This window comes from Streptomyces tsukubensis, from assembly GCF_003932715.1.
Lineage (GTDB): Bacteria > Actinomycetota > Actinomycetes > Streptomycetales > Streptomycetaceae > Streptomyces > Streptomyces tsukubensis.
Map to the genome: position 1 here is coordinate 6,492,995 of NZ_CP020700.1, position 17,369 is coordinate 6,510,363.

The following is a 17,369-nucleotide window of genomic DNA, read 5'->3' on the forward strand; positions in this document are numbered from 1 at the left end:
GCAGGGGATCATCCATCGGTCGAACATGTTGGCGACAACTCGCCAGAAGGGTTCGAAGACCGCCCGAGCGAGGGACACTCTCCGTAGTGAGTGGCGGGACTTCCGTCACTCCCGGTGGACGAAGGAGGCGCCGGTTTCCCGCAGCAGATCGTGCACCTGACGGAACACCCCGGCGGAGCGGCCGCCGGGCCAGCCTTCCGGCAGGAGTTCGATCGGAAGGCCCGGATCGGTGTAGGGCAGTCGCCGCCAGGAGTCCAGGGCGAACAGGTAGTCCCGGTAGGCGTCCTCGGCCGATCCGGCCCGCCCCGACGACCACCGGCGGAGCACGGGCTCGTGGGAGTCGAGGAACTCCTCGTGCGCCTTGGCGACGGCGCCGAGGTCCCACCAGCTCGCCACGGCTTCGGAGGTCGCGGCGAAGCCGAGGTGGGTACCGCGGAACAGCTCGACGTACGGGTCGAGCTGGAGCCGGCGCAGGGTGTGCCGGGTCTCCTCGTACAGCCGGGCGGGGGCGACCCACACCCCCGGTGCGGCCGTGCCGAAGCCGAGCCGGTGGAGGCGGGAGCGGAGCAGATGGCGCTTGTGGCGTTCGGTCTCGGGCACGGAGAAGACGGCCAGGACCCAGCCGTCGGAGAGAAGGGGGGTGCGATGGTCGTAGATGCGGCGGTCGCCGTCGTCGAGAAGCTGGTGGGCGTCCTGCGACAGTGCGTAGGCCGCCGAGCCGTCCGGAGTCCGCGCGGACAGCAGCAGACCGCGCCGTTTGAGCCGCGAGACGGAGGAACGCACGGAGGGCGCGTCGACACCGAGCGCACCCATCAGTCGGATGAGCTCGGCCACCGGGAGCGGCCCCGGGCGTTCGCGCCCGTAGGCGCCGTAGAGGGTGACGATGAGCGAGCGGGGGGTGTGCTGGTCGGCCACGTGATCACTCTAGGCTCAGTTTCCGGCCCGCAGCCGGAAGCGCTGGAGCTTGCCGGTGGGCGTGCGGGGCAGCGCGTCGAGGAAGACGAAGGCGCGGGGGCATTTGTACGGGGAGAGTCTGGCGCGGACGGCGGCACCGAGCGCATCGGCCGTGGCGTCGCCCGGCGGGACACCGTCGCGCAGGACGACATAGGCGACCACGATCTGGCCGCGCAGCTCGTCGTCCCGGCCGACGACGGCCGCCTCCATCACATCGGGATGGTGGAGCAGCGCCTCCTCCACCTCGGGCCCGGCGATGTTGTAGCCCGCCGAGATGATCATGTCGTCGGCGCGGGCGACATAGCGGAACCATCCGTCGGGCTGTCGGACGTAGGTGTCGCCGGTGAGGTTCCAGCCGTCCCGGACGTACTCCTGCTGACGGGGGTCGGCGAGATAGCGGCAGCCGACGGGGCCGCGGACGGCGAGCAGCCCCGGGCTGCCGTCGGGGACGGACCGGCCTGCCGCGTCGACCACACGGGCCTGCCAGCCGGGGACGGGGAGGCCGGTGGTGCCCGGCCGGACGGCTTCGTCGGCCGCCGACAGGAAGATATGGAGCAGCTCGGTGGCGCCGATGCCGTTGATGATGCGCAGGCCCGTCCGTTCGTACCAGGCCTGCCAGGTGGCGGCGGGCAGGTTCTCTCCGGCGGAGACGCAGCGGCGCAGCGAGCGGAGGTCGCAGCCCCGGGGATCGGCCAGCATCAGGCGGTACGCGGTCGGCGCGGTGAACAGGACGGTGACCCCGTGCTCGCCGATCGCGGGCAGCAGCTGCTCGGGGCCCGACCGCTCCAGCAGCAGGGCGCAGGCCCCCGCGCGCAGCGGGAAGACGACGAGCCCGCCGAGGCCGAAGGTGAAGCCGAGCGGAGGGCTGCCGGTGAAGAGGTCGTCGGGGGAGGGCCGGAGCACCCGGGCCGAGAAGGTGTCCGCGACGGCCAGTACATCGCGGTGGAAGTGCAGACAGCCCTTGGGCCTGCCGGTGGTGCCGGAGGTGAACGCGATCAGGGCCACGTCGTCAGCCGCGGTCGGGACCGCGGGGGCGGGGCCGGCCGGGGCCCGGGCGGCCAGCCGGAGCAGATCGTCGGAGCCGTCGCCGCCGAAGGGGGTGATCCGGAGGCCGGGCAGCCGCGCGGCGCGCAGTTCGGCGAGGGAGCGGACATCGCACAGGGCGTGGCTGACCCGGGCCAGTTCGCCGATGGCAGCCAGCTCTTCGGCCCGGTGCTGGGCCAGTACGGTCACCGCGATCGCGCCCGCCTTCATGACGGCCAGCCAGCAGGCCGCGAGCCAGGGGGTGGTCGGGCCGCGCAGCAGGACACGCCCGCCGGGGACCACGCCGAGACGGCTGCCGAGGACCCGCGTGATCCGGTCGACTCGGTCGCGCAGCTCTCCGTACGACCAGGTCTCGCCGGTTGCGGTGCGGAAGGCCGGGCGGTCGGGGCCGAAGCGCTCGATGGTGCGGTCGAGGAGTTCATGGCCGCAGTTGAGCCGGTCGGGGTAGGCCAGCTCGGGCAGCTCGAAGAGGAGGTCGGGCCAGTGCTCGGCGGGCGGCAGCCGATCGCGCGCGAAGGTGTCGAGGTGGGCCGAGGGTGTCAGCTCCATGGTGCGCCCCCTTCTCGTGGTGGGGTCGTGCAGGGAGCGTATCGTTGTGATGACGACAGTCAACTGTCCGCGATAGCTGAGATGTATGGGGGACGGATGCCCGTATTCTCCCTTGATCCGGTACAGACCGCCTGGTGTGCCGAACTGCGTGAGCTGGCCGTCGGGACACTGCGGCCGCTGGCGGCCCGCGGTGAACCCGGCAGGGTCAACCGCCCCTTGCTGGCCGCGCTCGCCGAACGGGGACTGCTGAACAGGATGTTCACCGGACCGCCGGGCGTGTCGCCCGGAGGCTTCCCGGGAGCGGGCGGCGGCTTCGCGAACGGGGGCGGGTCGGCGGTCCCTGGGGAGGCGGGGCGGGCGCTGGAGCTGTGTCTGATGCGGGAGTCCCTGGCATACGGCTGTACCGAAGCGGAGACCGCGCTGGCGCTCCAGGGGCTGGGCGCCTGGCCGGTCGCCCGTGCGGGTACCCCGGCCCAACGGGCCCGCTGGCTGCCGGAGGTGACGGCGGGCCGGGCCGTCGCGGCCTTCGCGCTCAGCGAGCCCGGGGCCGGATCGGATGCCGCGGCCCTGGCGCTGCGGGCCGTCCCGGATCCCCGGACCGGCCGGGACGGCTGGCTGCTGACCGGCGAGAAGCAGTGGATCTCCAATGCGCCCGAGGCCGACTTCTACACCGTCTTCGCCCGGACGGCCGAGGGCATCGGCTCCCGGGGGATCACGGCCTTCCTGGTGCCCGCCGACCGGCCCGGCCTCTCCGGGAGCGCCCTGGAGATGCTGTCGCCCCACCCCGTCGGCCGTCTCGTCTTCGACGGCACCCCGGTCACTGCGGCCGATGTCGTCGGAGAGCCCGGGCGGGGGTTCCGGGTCGCGATGGACACCCTCAACCTCTTCCGCCCCAGTGTCGGTGCCTTCGCCGTCGGTATGGCGCAGGCCGCACTGGACGCGACCCTCGCTCACACCGCCGCCCGTACCGCCTTCGGCGGCCCGTTGAAGGACCTTCAGTCCGTCGCCCATCAGGTCGCCGAGATGGCCACCCGTACCGAGGCCGCCCGGCTGCTGGTGCTGAGCGCGGCCGCCGCCCATGACGCGGGGGATCCCGAGGTGCCCCGGCGCTCCGCGATGGCCAAGCTGTTCGCCACCGAGACCGCGCAGTACGTGGTGGACACCGCCGTCCAACTGCACGGTGCACGGGCCTTGCAGCGAGGGCATCTGCTGGAACACCTCTACCGCGAAGTGCGCGCCCCGCGGATCTACGAGGGTGCCAGCGAGATCCAGCGCTCCGTCGTCGCCAAGGCGTTGTACGCCCGGGATTCGGCGGCCGGGCGGCGGGGGAGCGGGACATGAGCGTGCACCGGACCAACCCCGACGGCCTCGCCCCCGCCTCCGGGTTCTCGCACGCCGTCACCGCCACCGGCTCCCGGCTGGTGTTCCTCGCCGGGCAGACCGCGCTCGACGCCCGGGGCACGCTGGTGGGAACGTCCCTGCCCGAGCAGTTCGAGACCGCCCTGGCGAATCTGCTCGGCGCACTCGCCGCGGCCGGAGGCGGCCCCGCCGATCTGTGCCGGGTGACCGTCTACACCACGGACGTCGGCGCCTACCGGTCCCAGGCCGCGGACCTCGGCCGGATCTGGCGACGGCTGGCGGGCCGTGACTATCCGGCGATGGCGCTGATCGGGGTCGTACGCCTCTGGGACGAACAGGCCCTCGTCGAGCTCGACGGAACGGCGGTCCTCCCCTGAGCCCGGAGAACCGGCCCCGGTCCGGCCGGGAGGTGATCGACTGGTGGTGCCCCACGGCCGGGCTTAGGGTCGATGGGTGGACGCGGCGCACCGAACGCGCGCCGCGGGCCGCCCGGCCGTACCCTCGGCCGACCCCTCCCGGGGAGGGCACGGCACATCATGAGCAGTCCCCACTCCCGAGCGCCGCGGGTCACGACCGCCGCGCCGGGCCGGACCGGCGGCGACGGCAAAGGCATCGCCCTGCTCGTCATCGCCTCCTGCCAGTTGATGGTGGTCCTCGACATCACCATCGTGAACATCGCCCTGCCGCATATCCAGAGCGCCCTCCACTTCTCCACCACCGACCTGTCGTGGGTGGTCAGCGCCTACACGCTCACCTTCGGCGGTCTGCTTCTGCTCGGCGGGCGGACGGGCGACATCCTCGGCCGCCGGCGGATGTTCATGGTCGGCGTCGCGCTCTTCGCCGTCGCCTCCCTGCTCGGCGGACTCGCCCAGGACTCCGGTCAGCTCCTCGCCGCCCGTTCCCTCCAGGGTGTCGGCGGGGCCATCGCCTCCCCGACCGCTCTCGCCCTGATCACCACCACCTTCCGCGAGGGGCCCGAGCGGAACCGGGCGTTCGGAGTGTTCGCCGCCGTCTCGGCGGGCGGCGGGGCGATCGGGCTGCTGGCGGGCGGCATCCTCGTCGAGTGGCTCGACTGGCGCTGGGTGTTCTTCGTCAACGTTCCGATCGCCGCACTGATCCTGCTGGCCACCCGGCGCCATATCCCCGAGTCCGAACGGCATCCCGGGCATTTCGACATCGCCGGAGCGCTGACCTCGACCCTCGGCATGGTCGCCCTGGTGTACGGCTTCATCCGGGCCTCCCAGCACGGCTGGAGCGACCGGTTCACCCTGGCCTCGTTCGGTGCCGCGGTCGTACTGCTCACGGTGTTCCTGCTGGTGGAGCGGCGCTCCCGGCAGCCGATCACGCCACTGCACATGTTCGCCGAGCGCAATCGGGCCGGGTCCTACGCCATCATGCTCTGCCTGGCCGCCGCGATCTTCGGCATGTTCTTCTTCCTCACGCTCTACGTCCAGGACGTCCTCGGCTTCAGCCCCCTCACCGCGGGTCTGGCGTTCCTGCCCGTCAGCGTCCTGATCGCGGTCGGCGCCACCGTCACCTCCCGGCTGCTGCCCCGCTACGGCCCGAAACCGTTCATCGTCTGCGGCGCGCTGCTGGCCGCGGGCGGGCTGAGCTGGCTGAGCCTGATCGAAACCGACTCGACCTATGCGGGCAGCGTGCTGGGCCCGATGCTCGTCTTCAGCGCCGGGATGGGCATGCAGTTCGTCTGCCTCACCCTGACCGCGGTCTCCGGCGTCCCCCGGCGCGAGACCGGCGCGGCCTCAGGGCTGCTGAATGCTTCCCAGCAGGTGGGCGGTTCGCTGGGTCTCTCCATCCTGGTAACTGTTTTTGGGACGGCCAGTGCGGACGAAGCCCGCCGGTTGCTCCCCGCCTTTCTGGCGCAGGCGACCCCGGCCGAGCAGCTCACCTTCAGCCGGACCGGGCAACTGCCTCAGCCGTGGGGAGCGGAGGTCCTCACCCACGGGATCGCCATGGCGTTCGTCACCGCGACCGTCTTCGCCGTGATCGCCGCGGTGATCGCCGTGGTCGTCATCCGGATCCGCGCCGCCGACCTCGAACGCCTCCAGGGCAGCGGCCCCGAACCCGATCCCGAACCCGGCCCCGTTACCCCTCCCGAGCCCGGCTCCGCTCCCGGGCCGGACCCCGGCCCCGATACCGGCCCCGAACCCGGTACCGCCTCGGACCCCGAGCCCGGCTCCGATCCCGGGCCGGACCCGAATACAGGCCCCGCCCCCGGCTCCGGCCCCGGACCCGGCAGGGTCTGAAGCCTCTGGCCGACAGTCGCGCCCAAGGGCCCGGATTCCGTGATACACGCCTCTGACCAGGCATGGAGCGAGGGTCGGCCCCCGACCTCAAGAGATCGTGCACGCGAGTTGTAGCATGCTCCGCGGCAAGCTTGCGCGGTAGTGAAGCACGGGGGGCGTGACGATGGGGGACAGGGCTGCCGTACTCATGGGTACGGCTGAAGGGAACGCCCCGCCGTACACCAGCACCCCGGCCCGGGGCCACCGTACGGACGGCAGCGCATGAGCGCTCGCGCCCTCGCCACCCCGTACCAGGACACCGACGCCGACCAGCTCTCCTTCGCCCTCGGCCATCCCCCGATGGCGGCCCTCGCCGTCCGTGAACTCACCATCGGCGGGCTCGCCGTCCAGCTCCGGCTGCTGGGCGCCTCGCACCAGGTCTTCGCCGGACCCGTTGCCGAGACCGTGGCATGCCTGCCCGGCGGCGCGGGGGGTCTGCCGGACACCGTCCGGGAGATCGACGGCTGGCAGTATCGTTTCCGCGCCCAGGTGCACCGCTATCCGCCCGAGGAGTTCACCCGGCGGGTGGCCCGGGTCGTGCAGTGCGCCGAAGCCCATCCCCATGCCCTGTACGGGGTCTTCCCCGGCGATCCTGAGGCGGTCACCGCCCTGACCGTCGACGCCGGAACCGGCTCCGGTACCGGCCTCGGGGGCGACGGCACCGGCGCCCCCCTGGGCACCGGGCTCAACTGGCGTACTTGGCATACCTACCCGCAGAGCCGCCGGATCGTGGCGACGCACTCCCGGCTGGAGGCCCGATGAAGACCGCCCTACGCATCAGCGTGATACTCCTCGCCGCGGCAGCGCTCACCGGCTGCGCCGGCGACGACGACGACAGTTCCTACGACGCCACGCACTACAACGACGTACCGATCCAGTGGATCCGCGGAGAGTACACCCCCAACGCCGGAGGCTACGTCGACCCCGTCGACGTACCGAACACCGTCGCCGACGAGATCCACACCAACACGGCTTCGCGCGACCGCGTCTCCGCCGAGAGCACGGTCTACCTCCGCTACGACGACGACATCGTCGCCGTCACCAAGCAGCCGCGCGGCAGCCTCATCGAGATCCAGGACTACCGCTCCGGCTACTCCCGCTGGCAGCACCATCTCCGCACCTCCTCCTGGCCCGACCCGGTGAACCAGAGCTTCCGCGGCGGGGGCCCCGGCTCCGGCAAGTGAGCCCCGCCCGCGCGGCCCTTCCGCCGAGCCCGTCAGCGTGACGGTGCTGCCGAGCCCGTAACCGCGACCGTTCCCCGAGCCCGTAACGACGTCCCCCGAAAGGCACCCCCGTGGCAGAGATTTTCGAGTCGGCAGGCACCGCCCTGCTCTACGGACTCGTCGGCTTCGTCGTGATGGCGGCCGGTTTCATCGCCCTCGACCTGGTCACCCCCGGCAAGCTCTTCCATGTCGTGTGGTCGGAGCGCAACCGGGGTGCCGCTGTGCTGCTGGCCGGTCAGACCCTGGCGATCGGCCTGGTCATCGAGGAGTCCATCCGGGCCAGCGAATCCGAGCAGGGCCTGGGCTACGGCCTGGTCAGCACCCTGCTGTACGGAATGGCCGGGGTGGTCGTGATGACCGTGATCTCCCTGGTCGTCGGTCTGCTGACGCCCGGCCGGCTCGGTGCCGCCGCCCTGGAGGACAACGGCGGCCGCCCCCATCCCGCCGCCTGGGTGATGGCTGCCACCTATCTCGGCGCGGCCTTCATGGTCGGCGCGGCCGTCTCCTGACCCCGGCCGGGCCCACGATGAGCACCACCACGGAGGAGCGCGCCGTACCGACTGCCACGGAGGAGCCGATGCGCATCCCCACCTCCCGGGGTGCGCGGTTCCTGCTGATGCTCGCCGTGTTCATCTGCGCGGCCTGCGGACTGATCTACGAACTCGCGCTCACCGCGCTCGGCAGCTACCTCATCGGCAACTCCGTGATGCAGACCTCCGTGGTCCTGTCCGTCATGGTCTTCGCCATGGGCATCGGCTCCCTCGCCGCCAAACCGCTCCAGAAGCGGGCGGTCGGCGGCTTCGCCCTCGTCGAGGGCGCCCTGGCGCTCGTCGGCGGACTGTCGGTACTGATCCTCTACGTCTGTTTCGCCTGGCTCCGCATCTACATGCCCGCCATGATCGTGGTGTCGTTCGTGGTGGGCCTGCTGATCGGTGCCGAGATCCCGCTGCTGATGACGCTCCTCCAGCGCATCCGCCGCCAGGAGGCGGGCAGCGCGGTCGCCGATATGTTCGCCGTCGACTACATCGGCGCCCTGGTCGGCGGGCTCGCCTTCCCCCTCCTCCTGCTCCCGGCCTTCGGCCAGCTGAAGGGTGCCCTGGTGGTGGGGGCCGTCAATGCGGTCGCCGGGGTGATCGTGGTCCTGTGGATCTTCCGGCGGGAGACCCGGCGGATCGTCAGAGCGGGCCTGCTCGCCGGGATGGCGGCCGTACTCGCCGTACTGGGCACCGTCTACGTCCTCGCCGACGAGATCGAGGTAACGGCCCGGCAGCAGCTCTACCGCGATCCCATCGTGCACGCCGAGACCACCCCGTACCAGGACATCGTCCTCACCCGGTCCACCGCGTTCACCGGCTCGCCCGATCTGCGGCTCTTCCTCAACGGCGATCTCCAGTTCTCCTCCGTCGACGAGTACCGCTACCACGAGAGCCTCGTCCACCCCGCGATGGCGGGCCGGCGGTCCTCGGTGCTGATCCTCGGCGGCGGTGACGCGCTCGCGCTGCGCGAAGTCCTCCGCTACGACGATGTGCAGCAGGTCACCCTGGTCGACCTGGACCCCGCGGTGACCGAGCTGGCCCGGACGTACGGACCCCTGCGGGAACTCAACGGCGGTGCGCTCGAAGACCCCCGGGTGACCGCCGTCAACGCCGACGCCTTCAACTGGCTGCGGGACGCCCGGCAGCGCTACGACGCGGTCCTGATCGACTTCCCTGACCCCGACACCGCGTCCCTGGCCAAGCTCTACAGCGTGGAGTTCTACCATCTCCTCGGCCGGGTGCTGAACCCCGGCGCACGCGTTCTGGTGCAGGGCGGATCACCGTTCTTCGCCCCCAAGACGTACTGGTCCATCGTCGAGACCATCACCGAGGCCGGATACGCGACCACCCCCTACCAGGCGGACGTGCCGAGCTTCGGCAACTGGGGTTTCGTCCTGGCCACCCGGGGCAGGGACGCCGCCGCCCCCGTCCTGCAACTTGCCTCCGACGCACCCCGACTGCGGTTCCTCGACTCCGCGGTCCTGAAGGCCTCGACCGTCTTCCCCGTCGACCGGCGGCCCCGCGAGGTACGCGCCAGCACGCTGATGGACCCGGTGGTCCTGGAGTACACGCGCCGGGAGTGGCGGGACTACTGAGCCGGACGCGACGGGTGCCGGTCGGACGAGCGTTCAACTGGTGAGGAGCGGAAGAAGTTTGCGCGGTACGTTCCCGGTGGAGCCGTAACCGCAGGCCTCCGGGGGTATCCCCGGAGCAGCAACTTCCTTCGCGGGCCCCTGGATCGGGCGGTCCGCGCGTTCCTCCGCCTCGCACCCCCGCATCCGGGGGCCGGGGTCCCTGTCCCGACCGCCGCGCGACCCCCGCGGCGGCTCTGCGAAAGGACACCCATGCGTCGTACGCTCTCGGCCACCCTCGCCACCGCGGCATCGGCCGTGCTGGTGGGCACCGTCATGGCGAACCCCGCCCATGCCGTTCCCGCGGACAAGCCGCAGATCCTCTCCCAGTGGACGCAGACCAGCGCGAGCAGCTACAACTCCTGGTCGGCCGCCCGCGGCAACCAGGGCGCCTGGTCCGCGTACCGCTTCGACTGGTCCACCGACTACTGCTCCAGCTCTCCCGACAACCCCTTCGGCTTCCCCTTCCAGAACTCCTGCGCCCGCCATGACTTCGGCTACCGCAACTACAAGGCGGCCGGCTCCTTCAGCGCCAACAAAGCCCGGCTGGACAGCGCCTTCTACGAGGACCTCAAGCGGGTGTGCGCGGGGTACGGCGGAGCGACCAAGGTGACGTGCAACAGCACGGCCTGGACGTACTACCAGGCGGTACGAGCCCTGGGCTGACGAGCCCCGGTGTACGTACCGGCGGGCCGGGTCCGCGATGCGGCGCGCGCCGCGGACCCGGCCCTTCCCTCAGACGTCCACCGCCCCGCCCGCCGACCGGACGTGGCTCTCCACCCCGTCCAGCAGCCGCCGGAGCCCGAAGTCCAGGCTGGGCGCGATGTCGTTGTACGCGGTGTCACCCGGCTCGAAAACCCCCGACACCACCAGCCGTGACAGGGCGGGGAACCGGCTGCCGTCCATGAGTTCCCGCATCGCGCGGGCGTAGTTCTCGCCCATCTCCTCGACGGACACACCGGTACGGTCCGGAGCCTGCGCCAGCTCCAGGGAGGTCCGGGCCAGATCCCGGACGGCACCGGCGACGAACATCGCCAGATGCAGCATCTCGTCGTCCGCCAGGCCGATGTCCGACAGCTCCTGGAGCAGGGCTTCGAGCCACCCGAGCTGGTTGGGCCCGAGCGGCGGGGTGCTGATGGTGACGTCCAGCAGCCAGGGGTGCCGGTCGTACACCTTCAGTATCGACCGCACCCAGTGGTAGACGCCCGCCCGCCAGTCCGGTCCGTCAACCGGCCCGTCAGCCGGTCCGTCCGCGGGGATCCCCGTCTCCGCCCGGCCCGGCGGCGGACCGATCGCCCGGTCGTACACGATGTCGACGAGCTGCTCCTTGCCGGGGACATAGCGATAGAGCGACATGGCCGTATAGCCGAGGCGCCCGGCAACCTGCTGCATCGAGATGCCGTCGAGCCCCTCCGCGTCCGCGATGGCGATGGCCGTCGAGGCGATCTTCTCCACCGAGAGCCCTCTCTTGGGACCCCGGGACGAGCGCCCGGGGTCGTCGCCCCACAGCGCCTCCAGGGTTCTGGCCCGGCTCTCCTTGGACTTTCGACTCGTGCTCATCGCTCTCCGTGATCGGGTTGACAGTGTCGGTGGAAACCCTGTATCGCTTATACCTGAGTTTACGCCATATACGGTTTCTGATTTCTGAAACATGGGGGAGTTGTGTCGGCATGGCCGTCAGTTATGCGATCGAAGTGAAGGGGCTGCGCAAATCGTTCGGCGCCGTGCCGGTCCTGACCTCGGTCGACCTGCGCGTCGAACGCGGGACGATGCTCGCGCTGCTGGGACCCAACGGTGCCGGAAAGACCACCACGGTCCGGATCCTCACCACCCTGCTGGCAGCCGACGGCGGTACGGCGCTGGTGGAGGGCCACGATGTCGCCCGCGATCCGCGGGCCGTACGCCGGCTGATCGGAGTCACGGGTCAGGCCACCGCCGTGGACGAACTCCTCACCGGCGAGGAGAACCTGGAGATGATGGCGAGGCTCTTCGGCCTCCGGACCCGGGCCGCCCGCCGCCGCAGGGCCGAACTGCTCGCGGAGTTCGGTCTGGAGGCCGTCGCCCGGCGGCCCGTCAGGACGTACTCGGGCGGGCTGCGCCGCCGTCTCGACCTGGCGGTCGGACTGATCAACCGGCCGTCGGTGCTCTTCCTCGACGAGCCGACCACCGGTCTGGACCCCACCAGCCGGGCGACGATGTGGGAAACCGTCCGCCGACTGCTGGCCGACGGTACGACCATCCTGCTGACCACGCAGTATCTGGAGGAGGCCGACCAACTGGCCGACCGGATCGCGGTGATCGACGGCGGCCGGGTGGTAGCCGAGGGCACCGCGGCCCGGCTGAAGAGCCGGATCGGTGCCGAACGCGCGGAGCTGTCCTTCGCCGCCGCCGATCTGCCCCTGGCGCGGCGGCTGTTCGCGGGCGACTGGCGCGGCGGGGACACCCTCAGCGTCCCGGTGGACGGTGCCGCGGACGTCCGCCGACTGCTCAACAGGGCTGCGGAGAGCGGCGCCGAGGTCACCGGTCTGGCCCTGCACCGGCCCAGCCTCGACGACGTCTTCGCCGAACTGACCGGCGCGGGCGTCCCGGCGGTGCGGTCATGAGCCGGGCCGCCGCACTTTCGTCCGATACGGGTCGCGGCGGGCCCGGGGCGGTCGTCACCGACTGTCTGGTGCTGACCCGCCGCAGCCTGCGGCATCTGACCCGGAGCCCGGACGAGATCGTCCAGGCCGTCGTACTGCCGGTGATGCTCCTGCTGCTGTTCCGCTTTCTGTTCGGCGGCGCCGTCGACACCGGCGGGCCCGGCTATGCGAACTATCTGATCGCCGGCGTCATCGTGCTCTCCGTGGCGTTCAGCGCCTCGTCGACCGCCGTCGGAGTAGCCGACGACCTCCGCAACGGCCTGGTCGAACGGTTCCGTACGATGCCGATGTTCGGCGCGGCGGTCCTCGTCGGCCATGTCGTCTCCGCCGTACTGCGCAATGTCCTCGCCGTGGTGCTGGTGACCGGCGTCGGCCTGCTGGTCGGCTTCCGGCCCCAGGCCACCGCGGCCGAGTGGCTCACCGCCGGGGGGATCCTGCTGGTCTTCATGTTCGCCGTCGCCTGGCTGGGGGCCCTGATCGGAACGGTCTCCGCGGGAGTCGAGGCGGCGGGCGGCTATGCCATGATCCTGGTCTTCCTGCCGTACGCCAGCAGTGCACTGGTCCCGTCCGAGACCATGCCCGGGGCGCTGCGGATGTTCGTGGACCACCAGCCGTTCACCCCGGTGGTCCAGGCGGTACGCGCGCTGCTGATCGACCTTCCGGCGGGTGACGCCGTCCTGGCCGCCTTCGCCTGGTGGGTACCGATCCTGGTCCTCGCCGCCGCCTTCACCGTGCACCGCTTCGCCCGCCGGACCGGCGGGTGACGCCGGACCGCCGCCGCCCCCGTCACCGTCCCGGCGACCGCCACCCCTGACCGGCGGACGGATGCCGCCGCGGGGCGCCGCGGCGGCATCCGTCGTTGTGCTGCGTGCTGTGTGCTGTGTTTCTCAGCCGTTGACCCAGAGTTCGGCCCGGCCGTCACCGAGCGGACGGCACTGCGTCGACACCAAGTCGCCGACGCTGAGGGAGGCGAGGTAACAGGCCTGGTAGCTGGGGTACGTGGCGACATAGGTCCAGGCGCTCGCCGTCGCCGCCGCCGGGGCGGTACCGGGGGTGGCGGCCGAAGCGGCGGCCGGAAACGTGAGAGCGGCCGCGGCTGCGAGCACCGCTGTCGCGGCGAAGCGGCCGAGAGTGCGCGACGAGCCGACTGCGCCGACCGAGCGGACTGCGCTGGGGGAGCGGAGGGTGCCGATTAAGGGGGACATGCTTCTTTCCTCTCGACAGGGCCCTCTCGACAGGGCCCGGACCGGCCGGGACCGGCGGGAGCGGACCGGAAGACACAGTGGAAAATCGACATGTTCATGCTTGATGCGGGGGTGTCGGGTGTCAACGACGGAGTCCGGAGTGAAGGCCGGGACATCCGTTCGGGCCGGGCTCGGGGGCGGACGGTCCGGTCTCCGGCCACCACGGTTCACATGCCCCTCGGCTGCGGTAACGCGCCGGTGGCGCACAGTCCGCGGTACGGGCGGCGGGCGCCCGGCCCCGGCCGAGGCGAACACCGCGTGGGCTGTACGCAGTTGAACAACGGCCGGGCCACGACGGCCGAGTGAGGTCCCGGCGACGGCCCTCGCGGCCGGGCGAGACCATGGCCCGCGCCGAACAATGGCCCGCACCGCGGCAGTCCTCGCGGCCGGGCGAGAACCACGGCCCGTGCCGAACTCGGGCCCGTACCACGGCGGTCGCCACCGCCCCACCGGCGGGGGCCGTACGCCCCGGCGGGGACGCGGACCGGGCCCGGTCGTACGCATGCCGCCGTACCCCCTCCGGTCTGCGCCTTTGCAGGCCGAAGGGGGTACGGCGGCGATCGGTCGGCCGGTCTGCCCGACCGGCCGGCTGTTAAGTTTCCCGGGCTTTCGCCGGACACGGCCGGCCGATTCCTGTGCACGACCGCGATCACCGGTCGTCGGCGGCCCCGGGCCCACGTGCCGATTCCGTGCCCGCCAGGGGAGCGGGCGCCCCCGCGGCCGGAGCCGCCTCGCTCCGGCTCTCCACCACGACCGCCGACTCCAGCGGCGAGGCGATCTCCTGGGCCTTGCTGCGGGACGCCCAGTCGCGGATACCGATGACGACCATCACGAAGAAGATCGCGTACACGATTCCGGAGAAGTACAGCTCGGAGTGGATCGCGAGCGGCACCCCGACCAGGTCGACGGCCAGCCAGGCGAACCAGAACTCCACGTACCGCCGGGCCTGGGAGTACATCGCCAGGATGGAGCCGACGAAGATCCACGCGTCGGCGAGGACCATCCACCACGGGGCCCCCGGGTAGAACGACGCGTCGGTCGCCTTCAGCAGGGAGGCGAACGCGAAGGTGCCGACGACCATGATGGTGAGCAGGACGACCCGCTCGCGCCACGACGCCCAGCGGACGTTGATCGCGCCTTCCTTCTCCCGGCTGCGGCGCCACGTCGCCCAGCCCCACGACGCCGATGCTATGATCACAACTTGCCGTGCGGCGTTGCCTCCGAGGTCGACGTTCAGACTCGCGATCAGCAGCAGCACCGATCCGAGGATCTGCACCGGCCAGGCGATCAACAGCCGCCGCAGCGCCAGCCACACCGTCGCCAGGGCCAGGATGTTGCCGAGGAAGTCGGACCAGTAGACGTCCAGGCCGAAGAAGCTGAATTGCTCGTTCAGCCACGAGAATGCACTCATTACTCACACCTTTGTTCGTACGGAGCAAGGCTGGGAGTGGGGGGTGTGGCCCGGAACGGGCCGTTCAGGGAGCAGGGAGTCCGGCTGTGCGCGCCGAGCCCGTGCAGAGGGACGTCTCAGACGGAGACGGTTTTCCGGTACGCGGCGAGTGCGCCGGTGAGGATGCGGCGCCCCCGGCCGGAGGCCAGCAGGGCCTCCGACCACAGGACGTCCCGCCGGGCGGCGCATACCAGATCGTCGGGCGACGCGAACTTCACCGTGTCCCGGATCCGTGCCACGAACCACAGTCCGACGCGCTCTCCGTAGAACTCGTCGGCCGTGTCGTGGCAGTACACCTCGACATGGACTTCCGTCGTATCGCAGAAAGTGGGGTTCGACCCGATGCTGATCGTTCCACGGTGGACGACGCCGCTCGCAAGGCGTACGACCCAGCCGCTGTAGATCGCGGGCGGTGGGATCCGCGAACCCGGATCCGCCGTGACGTTCGCGGTGGGGAATCCGAGCCCGCGGCCCCGGCCGGCACCGTGCACCACCGCACCCGTGAGGTGCACGATGCCGGTCGGGGTGTCAGCCATGGGGAATGAGCTCGCGGAACTGGCTGGTGTGGAAGACGAGCGGCTCCACACCGGAGAACAGCTCGGCCGTCAGCAGCTCCATCAGCACGATCTCGTGATCGCCGCCGTCGTAGACCGCGTTCACCCGGGCCGTCAGCCAGAGCGCGGCGTCCCCGATCAGCACCGCGCCGTCGGGCGTCGACTGCCAGGAGACGCCGTCGAAGCGGTTGCCGTTCCGGGACGCCAGCCGCCGGCACAGCGCCCCCTGACCGTGGCTGAGCACGCTCAGCCCCAGCACGGGCGCCTCCGCGAGGAGCGGCCACGTGGTCGACGTACGGGCCACGCTGACCGCGGCCATGGGCGGTTCCAGCGAGATCGACACGAACGAGCTCGCCGCGAACCCGACCGGCTCGTTCCCGCGCAGCGCGCCGATCGCGACGACACCGGTCGGGTAGGCCCCGAACGCCTGTCGCAGCGTTGCCCCGTCCAGCTCCGCCGGCGCCGGCACCCGGGACGGGTTGTGGGCAGACGTGGCCATGTTGCTCACCATCCTCTCCTCGCGCGTTCCGTACTCAGTGCCGGTACCGGGCCGCCGGGTGGCTGTCCGGCAGCGCGCTGTCGGACGCCCCGGTGAGGCGCTCGCGCAGGCTCTCGCCCTCCGTGTACTCACCGCGGAAGACCCCGCGGGACCGCAGGATCGGCAGGACCGACTCGACGAAGTCCGTCGTCGAGGTGGGCTGGACCGTCGGGGAGAGCAGGAAACCGTCGAGGTCGGCGCCCTCCGCGAGCGCACAGATCTCGTCCGCGATCTCCTCCGCCGTACCGACGACCGGCCGCGCCCCGACCCCGTGGGTGTGCCAGTCGGCCAGGACATCGCCGACCGTCTTGTCCGCGAAACGGGCCACCTGGGTCTGCGACAGCTCGGTGGACAGCTCCGCCATGGGCGTCTCGGGCGCATACGACGAGAGGTCGAGCCCGGTGAACATGGCGTAGCTGGCGACGGTCACCTCGGAACGCTGGGCGTCGAGGATCCCCTGGTAGCGACGGTGCGCATCCTGCGTCGTCGCACCGACGACACAGGAGAACGCCGACATCACCTTCACGTCGTCGGCCCGGCGGCCCGCCTTGACCGCCTCCTCACGGATGGCGGACGTGTGCCCGGCGAGCTGCGCGACCGAACCGCTGCCCACGAACATGCACTCGCCGTGCCGGCCGCCGACCCGGCGTCCGGCCGGGGACGCCCCGGCCTGGAACAGCACCGGCGTGCCCTGCGGGGAGCGCGCGGTGTTGCCGTACCCCTCCGAGCTGAAGAACGGACCCTTGTGGGTGACGAGGTGCACCTTGGACGGATCGGCGAACCGCCCCTCCTTGTCCTTCTCCAGCGCGTCCGGCTCCCAGGCGCCCTCCCAGTACTTGTAGACCAGCTCCAGGAAGTCCTCGGCCATCCGGTAGCGGTCGTCGTGCGCCACCATGTCCATACCGAAGGCCTTGACCGCGGTGTCGGCCGTGCCGGTCGTCACGATGTTCCAGCCGATCCGGCCGCCGGAGAGCTGGTCGAGCGTGGCGAGCCGGCGCGCGAAGGCGTACGGGGGCTCCACCAGCACCGAGCCCGTCATCACGAGACCCAGATTGGTCGTCGTGGACAGCAGCGCGGACGCCACGACTATCGGGTCCAGCCGCGGCAGGTCGAGGGTCTCCTCCGTGGCGATCGCCGGGCGGGTGCCGTCGATCTCCGACCAGCCCCAGGCGTCGGCGAGGAACAGGAAGTCCAGCTTGGCGTCCTCGCAGACGGCGGCGAGGTCGCGCCAGTACTCCAGGGTGTCGAAGAGGTGCCGCCGGCTGTCGGGGTGGCGCCAGGTGGCCGTGCCGCTCGCGTTGGTCTGGGCGTTCTCGAAAACGCCGATCTTGAGGTTCCTCAT

18 protein-coding genes are annotated in these 17,369 nt (G+C 71.4%); 10 read left to right on the forward strand and 8 right to left on the reverse strand.

Features of this window, described 5'->3' with window-relative positions; genetic code table 11:
* Window positions 1-105: 105 nt before the first annotated feature.
* Window positions 106-915: a PaaX family transcriptional regulator gene (locus B7R87_RS26955; protein WP_006345872.1), complete on the reverse strand. Its 810-nt coding sequence runs from the start codon at window positions 913-915 to the stop codon at window positions 106-108.
* A 15-nt stretch (window positions 916-930) separates the two neighbouring features.
* The gene (locus tag B7R87_RS26960) at window positions 931-2,547 is read right to left on the reverse strand and encodes an AMP-binding protein (RefSeq protein WP_006345871.1); all 1,617 of its coding nucleotides are present in this window, start codon (window positions 2,545-2,547) and stop codon (window positions 931-933) included.
* 96 nt (window positions 2,548-2,643) lie between these two features.
* On the opposite strand from B7R87_RS26960, the gene B7R87_RS26965 reads away from it, so the two are divergent.
* From B7R87_RS26965 to B7R87_RS27000, 8 genes are all read left to right on the forward strand, one after another.
* Window positions 2,644-3,888, forward strand: a complete 1,245-nt coding sequence (locus B7R87_RS26965; RefSeq protein WP_006345870.1) for an acyl-CoA dehydrogenase family protein — start codon at window positions 2,644-2,646, stop codon at window positions 3,886-3,888.
* Window positions 3,885-4,283 carry a RidA family protein gene (locus tag B7R87_RS26970; RefSeq protein WP_006345869.1) on the forward strand — a complete coding sequence of 133 codons (399 nt, stop codon included), beginning with the start codon at window positions 3,885-3,887 and terminating at the stop codon, window positions 4,281-4,283. The genes B7R87_RS26965 and B7R87_RS26970 overlap by 4 nt, the downstream gene beginning before the upstream one ends.
* Window positions 4,284-4,442: 159 nt before the next feature.
* Window positions 4,443-6,170 (forward strand): MFS transporter, encoded by a 1,728-nt coding sequence (locus B7R87_RS26975; protein ID WP_006345868.1) that lies wholly within the window; start codon window positions 4,443-4,445, stop codon window positions 6,168-6,170.
* Window positions 6,171-6,431: 261 nt separating this feature from the next.
* Window positions 6,432-6,971, forward strand: a complete 540-nt coding sequence (locus B7R87_RS26980; RefSeq protein WP_006345867.1) for a DUF2617 family protein — start codon at window positions 6,432-6,434, stop codon at window positions 6,969-6,971.
* The gene (locus tag B7R87_RS26985) at window positions 6,968-7,393 is read left to right on the forward strand and encodes a DUF4247 domain-containing protein (RefSeq protein WP_006345866.1); all 426 of its coding nucleotides are present in this window, start codon (window positions 6,968-6,970) and stop codon (window positions 7,391-7,393) included. Before B7R87_RS26980 ends, B7R87_RS26985 begins: the two co-directional genes overlap by 4 nt.
* A 110-nt stretch (window positions 7,394-7,503) precedes the next feature.
* The gene (locus tag B7R87_RS26990; protein WP_006345865.1) at window positions 7,504-7,941 is read left to right on the forward strand and encodes a DUF350 domain-containing protein; all 438 of its coding nucleotides are present in this window, start codon (window positions 7,504-7,506) and stop codon (window positions 7,939-7,941) included.
* Window positions 7,942-7,958: 17 nt separating this feature from the next.
* On the forward strand, window positions 7,959-9,563 hold the full coding sequence (locus B7R87_RS26995; protein ID WP_006345864.1) for a polyamine aminopropyltransferase: 1,605 nt from the start codon (window positions 7,959-7,961) through the stop codon (window positions 9,561-9,563).
* A gap of 249 nt (window positions 9,564-9,812) precedes the next feature.
* Window positions 9,813-10,265 carry a phospholipase gene (locus tag B7R87_RS27000; RefSeq protein ID WP_006345863.1) on the forward strand — a complete coding sequence of 151 codons (453 nt, stop codon included), beginning with the start codon at window positions 9,813-9,815 and terminating at the stop codon, window positions 10,263-10,265.
* 69 nt (window positions 10,266-10,334) lie between these two features.
* On the opposite strand, the gene B7R87_RS27005 is transcribed toward B7R87_RS27000, so the two are convergent.
* On the reverse strand, window positions 10,335-11,159 hold the full coding sequence (locus B7R87_RS27005) for a TetR/AcrR family transcriptional regulator (protein ID WP_040913755.1): 825 nt from the start codon (window positions 11,157-11,159) through the stop codon (window positions 10,335-10,337).
* Between the two features lie 110 nt (window positions 11,160-11,269).
* Between B7R87_RS27005 and B7R87_RS27010 the strand changes: the two genes are divergently transcribed.
* On the forward strand, window positions 11,270-12,202 hold the full coding sequence (locus tag B7R87_RS27010) for a daunorubicin resistance protein DrrA family ABC transporter ATP-binding protein (protein ID WP_006345861.1): 933 nt from the start codon (window positions 11,270-11,272) through the stop codon (window positions 12,200-12,202).
* On the forward strand, window positions 12,199-13,005 hold the full coding sequence (locus tag B7R87_RS27015) for an ABC transporter permease (RefSeq protein WP_006345860.1): 807 nt from the start codon (window positions 12,199-12,201) through the stop codon (window positions 13,003-13,005). The genes B7R87_RS27010 and B7R87_RS27015 overlap by 4 nt, the downstream gene beginning before the upstream one ends.
* A gap of 123 nt (window positions 13,006-13,128) precedes the next feature.
* Here the strand turns inward: B7R87_RS27015 and B7R87_RS27020 are convergent, their stop codons facing one another.
* From B7R87_RS27020 to B7R87_RS27040, 5 genes are all read right to left on the reverse strand, one after another.
* Window positions 13,129-13,446, reverse strand: a complete 318-nt coding sequence (locus B7R87_RS27020) for a hypothetical protein (RefSeq protein WP_006345859.1) — start codon at window positions 13,444-13,446, stop codon at window positions 13,129-13,131.
* A 688-nt stretch (window positions 13,447-14,134) separates the two neighbouring features.
* Window positions 14,135-14,896: a nicotinamide mononucleotide transporter family protein gene (locus B7R87_RS27025; protein WP_006345858.1), complete on the reverse strand. Its 762-nt coding sequence runs from the start codon at window positions 14,894-14,896 to the stop codon at window positions 14,135-14,137.
* Between the two features lie 116 nt (window positions 14,897-15,012).
* On the reverse strand, window positions 15,013-15,471 hold the full coding sequence (locus B7R87_RS27030) for a riboflavin kinase (protein ID WP_006345857.1): 459 nt from the start codon (window positions 15,469-15,471) through the stop codon (window positions 15,013-15,015).
* Entirely contained in the window at window positions 15,464-15,988 is a 525-nt protein-coding gene (locus tag B7R87_RS27035) for a flavin reductase family protein (RefSeq protein ID WP_045852804.1), read from the reverse strand. The genes B7R87_RS27030 and B7R87_RS27035 overlap by 8 nt, the downstream gene beginning before the upstream one ends.
* Window positions 15,989-16,022: 34 nt before the next feature.
* Window positions 16,023-17,369, reverse strand: a complete 1,347-nt coding sequence (locus tag B7R87_RS27040; protein WP_006345855.1) for an NtaA/DmoA family FMN-dependent monooxygenase — start codon at window positions 17,367-17,369, stop codon at window positions 16,023-16,025.

Coding starts and splice junctions, on each gene's coding strand:
- B7R87_RS26985 (WP_006345866.1), top strand. CDS start 6,968: ATGAAGACCGCCCTACGCATCAGCGTGATACTCCTCGCCGCGGCAGCG.
- B7R87_RS27040 (WP_006345855.1), bottom strand. CDS start 17,369: ATGAGGAACCTCAAGATCGGCGTTTTCGAGAACGCCCAGACCAACGCG.
- B7R87_RS27035 (WP_045852804.1), bottom strand. CDS start 15,988: ATGGCCACGTCTGCCCACAACCCGTCCCGGGTGCCGGCGCCGGCGGAG.
- B7R87_RS27005 (WP_040913755.1), bottom strand. CDS start 11,159: ATGAGCACGAGTCGAAAGTCCAAGGAGAGCCGGGCCAGAACCCTGGAG.
- B7R87_RS27020 (WP_006345859.1), bottom strand. CDS start 13,446: ATGTCCCCCTTAATCGGCACCCTCCGCTCCCCCAGCGCAGTCCGCTCG.
- B7R87_RS26980 (WP_006345867.1), top strand. CDS start 6,432: ATGAGCGCTCGCGCCCTCGCCACCCCGTACCAGGACACCGACGCCGAC.
- B7R87_RS26965 (WP_006345870.1), top strand. CDS start 2,644: ATGCCCGTATTCTCCCTTGATCCGGTACAGACCGCCTGGTGTGCCGAA.
- B7R87_RS26975 (WP_006345868.1), top strand. CDS start 4,443: ATGAGCAGTCCCCACTCCCGAGCGCCGCGGGTCACGACCGCCGCGCCG.
- B7R87_RS27010 (WP_006345861.1), top strand. CDS start 11,270: ATGGCCGTCAGTTATGCGATCGAAGTGAAGGGGCTGCGCAAATCGTTC.
- B7R87_RS26960 (WP_006345871.1), bottom strand. CDS start 2,547: ATGGAGCTGACACCCTCGGCCCACCTCGACACCTTCGCGCGCGATCGG.
- B7R87_RS27025 (WP_006345858.1), bottom strand. CDS start 14,896: ATGAGTGCATTCTCGTGGCTGAACGAGCAATTCAGCTTCTTCGGCCTG.
- B7R87_RS27000 (WP_006345863.1), top strand. CDS start 9,813: ATGCGTCGTACGCTCTCGGCCACCCTCGCCACCGCGGCATCGGCCGTG.
- B7R87_RS27030 (WP_006345857.1), bottom strand. CDS start 15,471: ATGGCTGACACCCCGACCGGCATCGTGCACCTCACGGGTGCGGTGGTG.
- B7R87_RS26970 (WP_006345869.1), top strand. CDS start 3,885: ATGAGCGTGCACCGGACCAACCCCGACGGCCTCGCCCCCGCCTCCGGG.
- B7R87_RS27015 (WP_006345860.1), top strand. CDS start 12,199: ATGAGCCGGGCCGCCGCACTTTCGTCCGATACGGGTCGCGGCGGGCCC.
- B7R87_RS26995 (WP_006345864.1), top strand. CDS start 7,959: ATGAGCACCACCACGGAGGAGCGCGCCGTACCGACTGCCACGGAGGAG.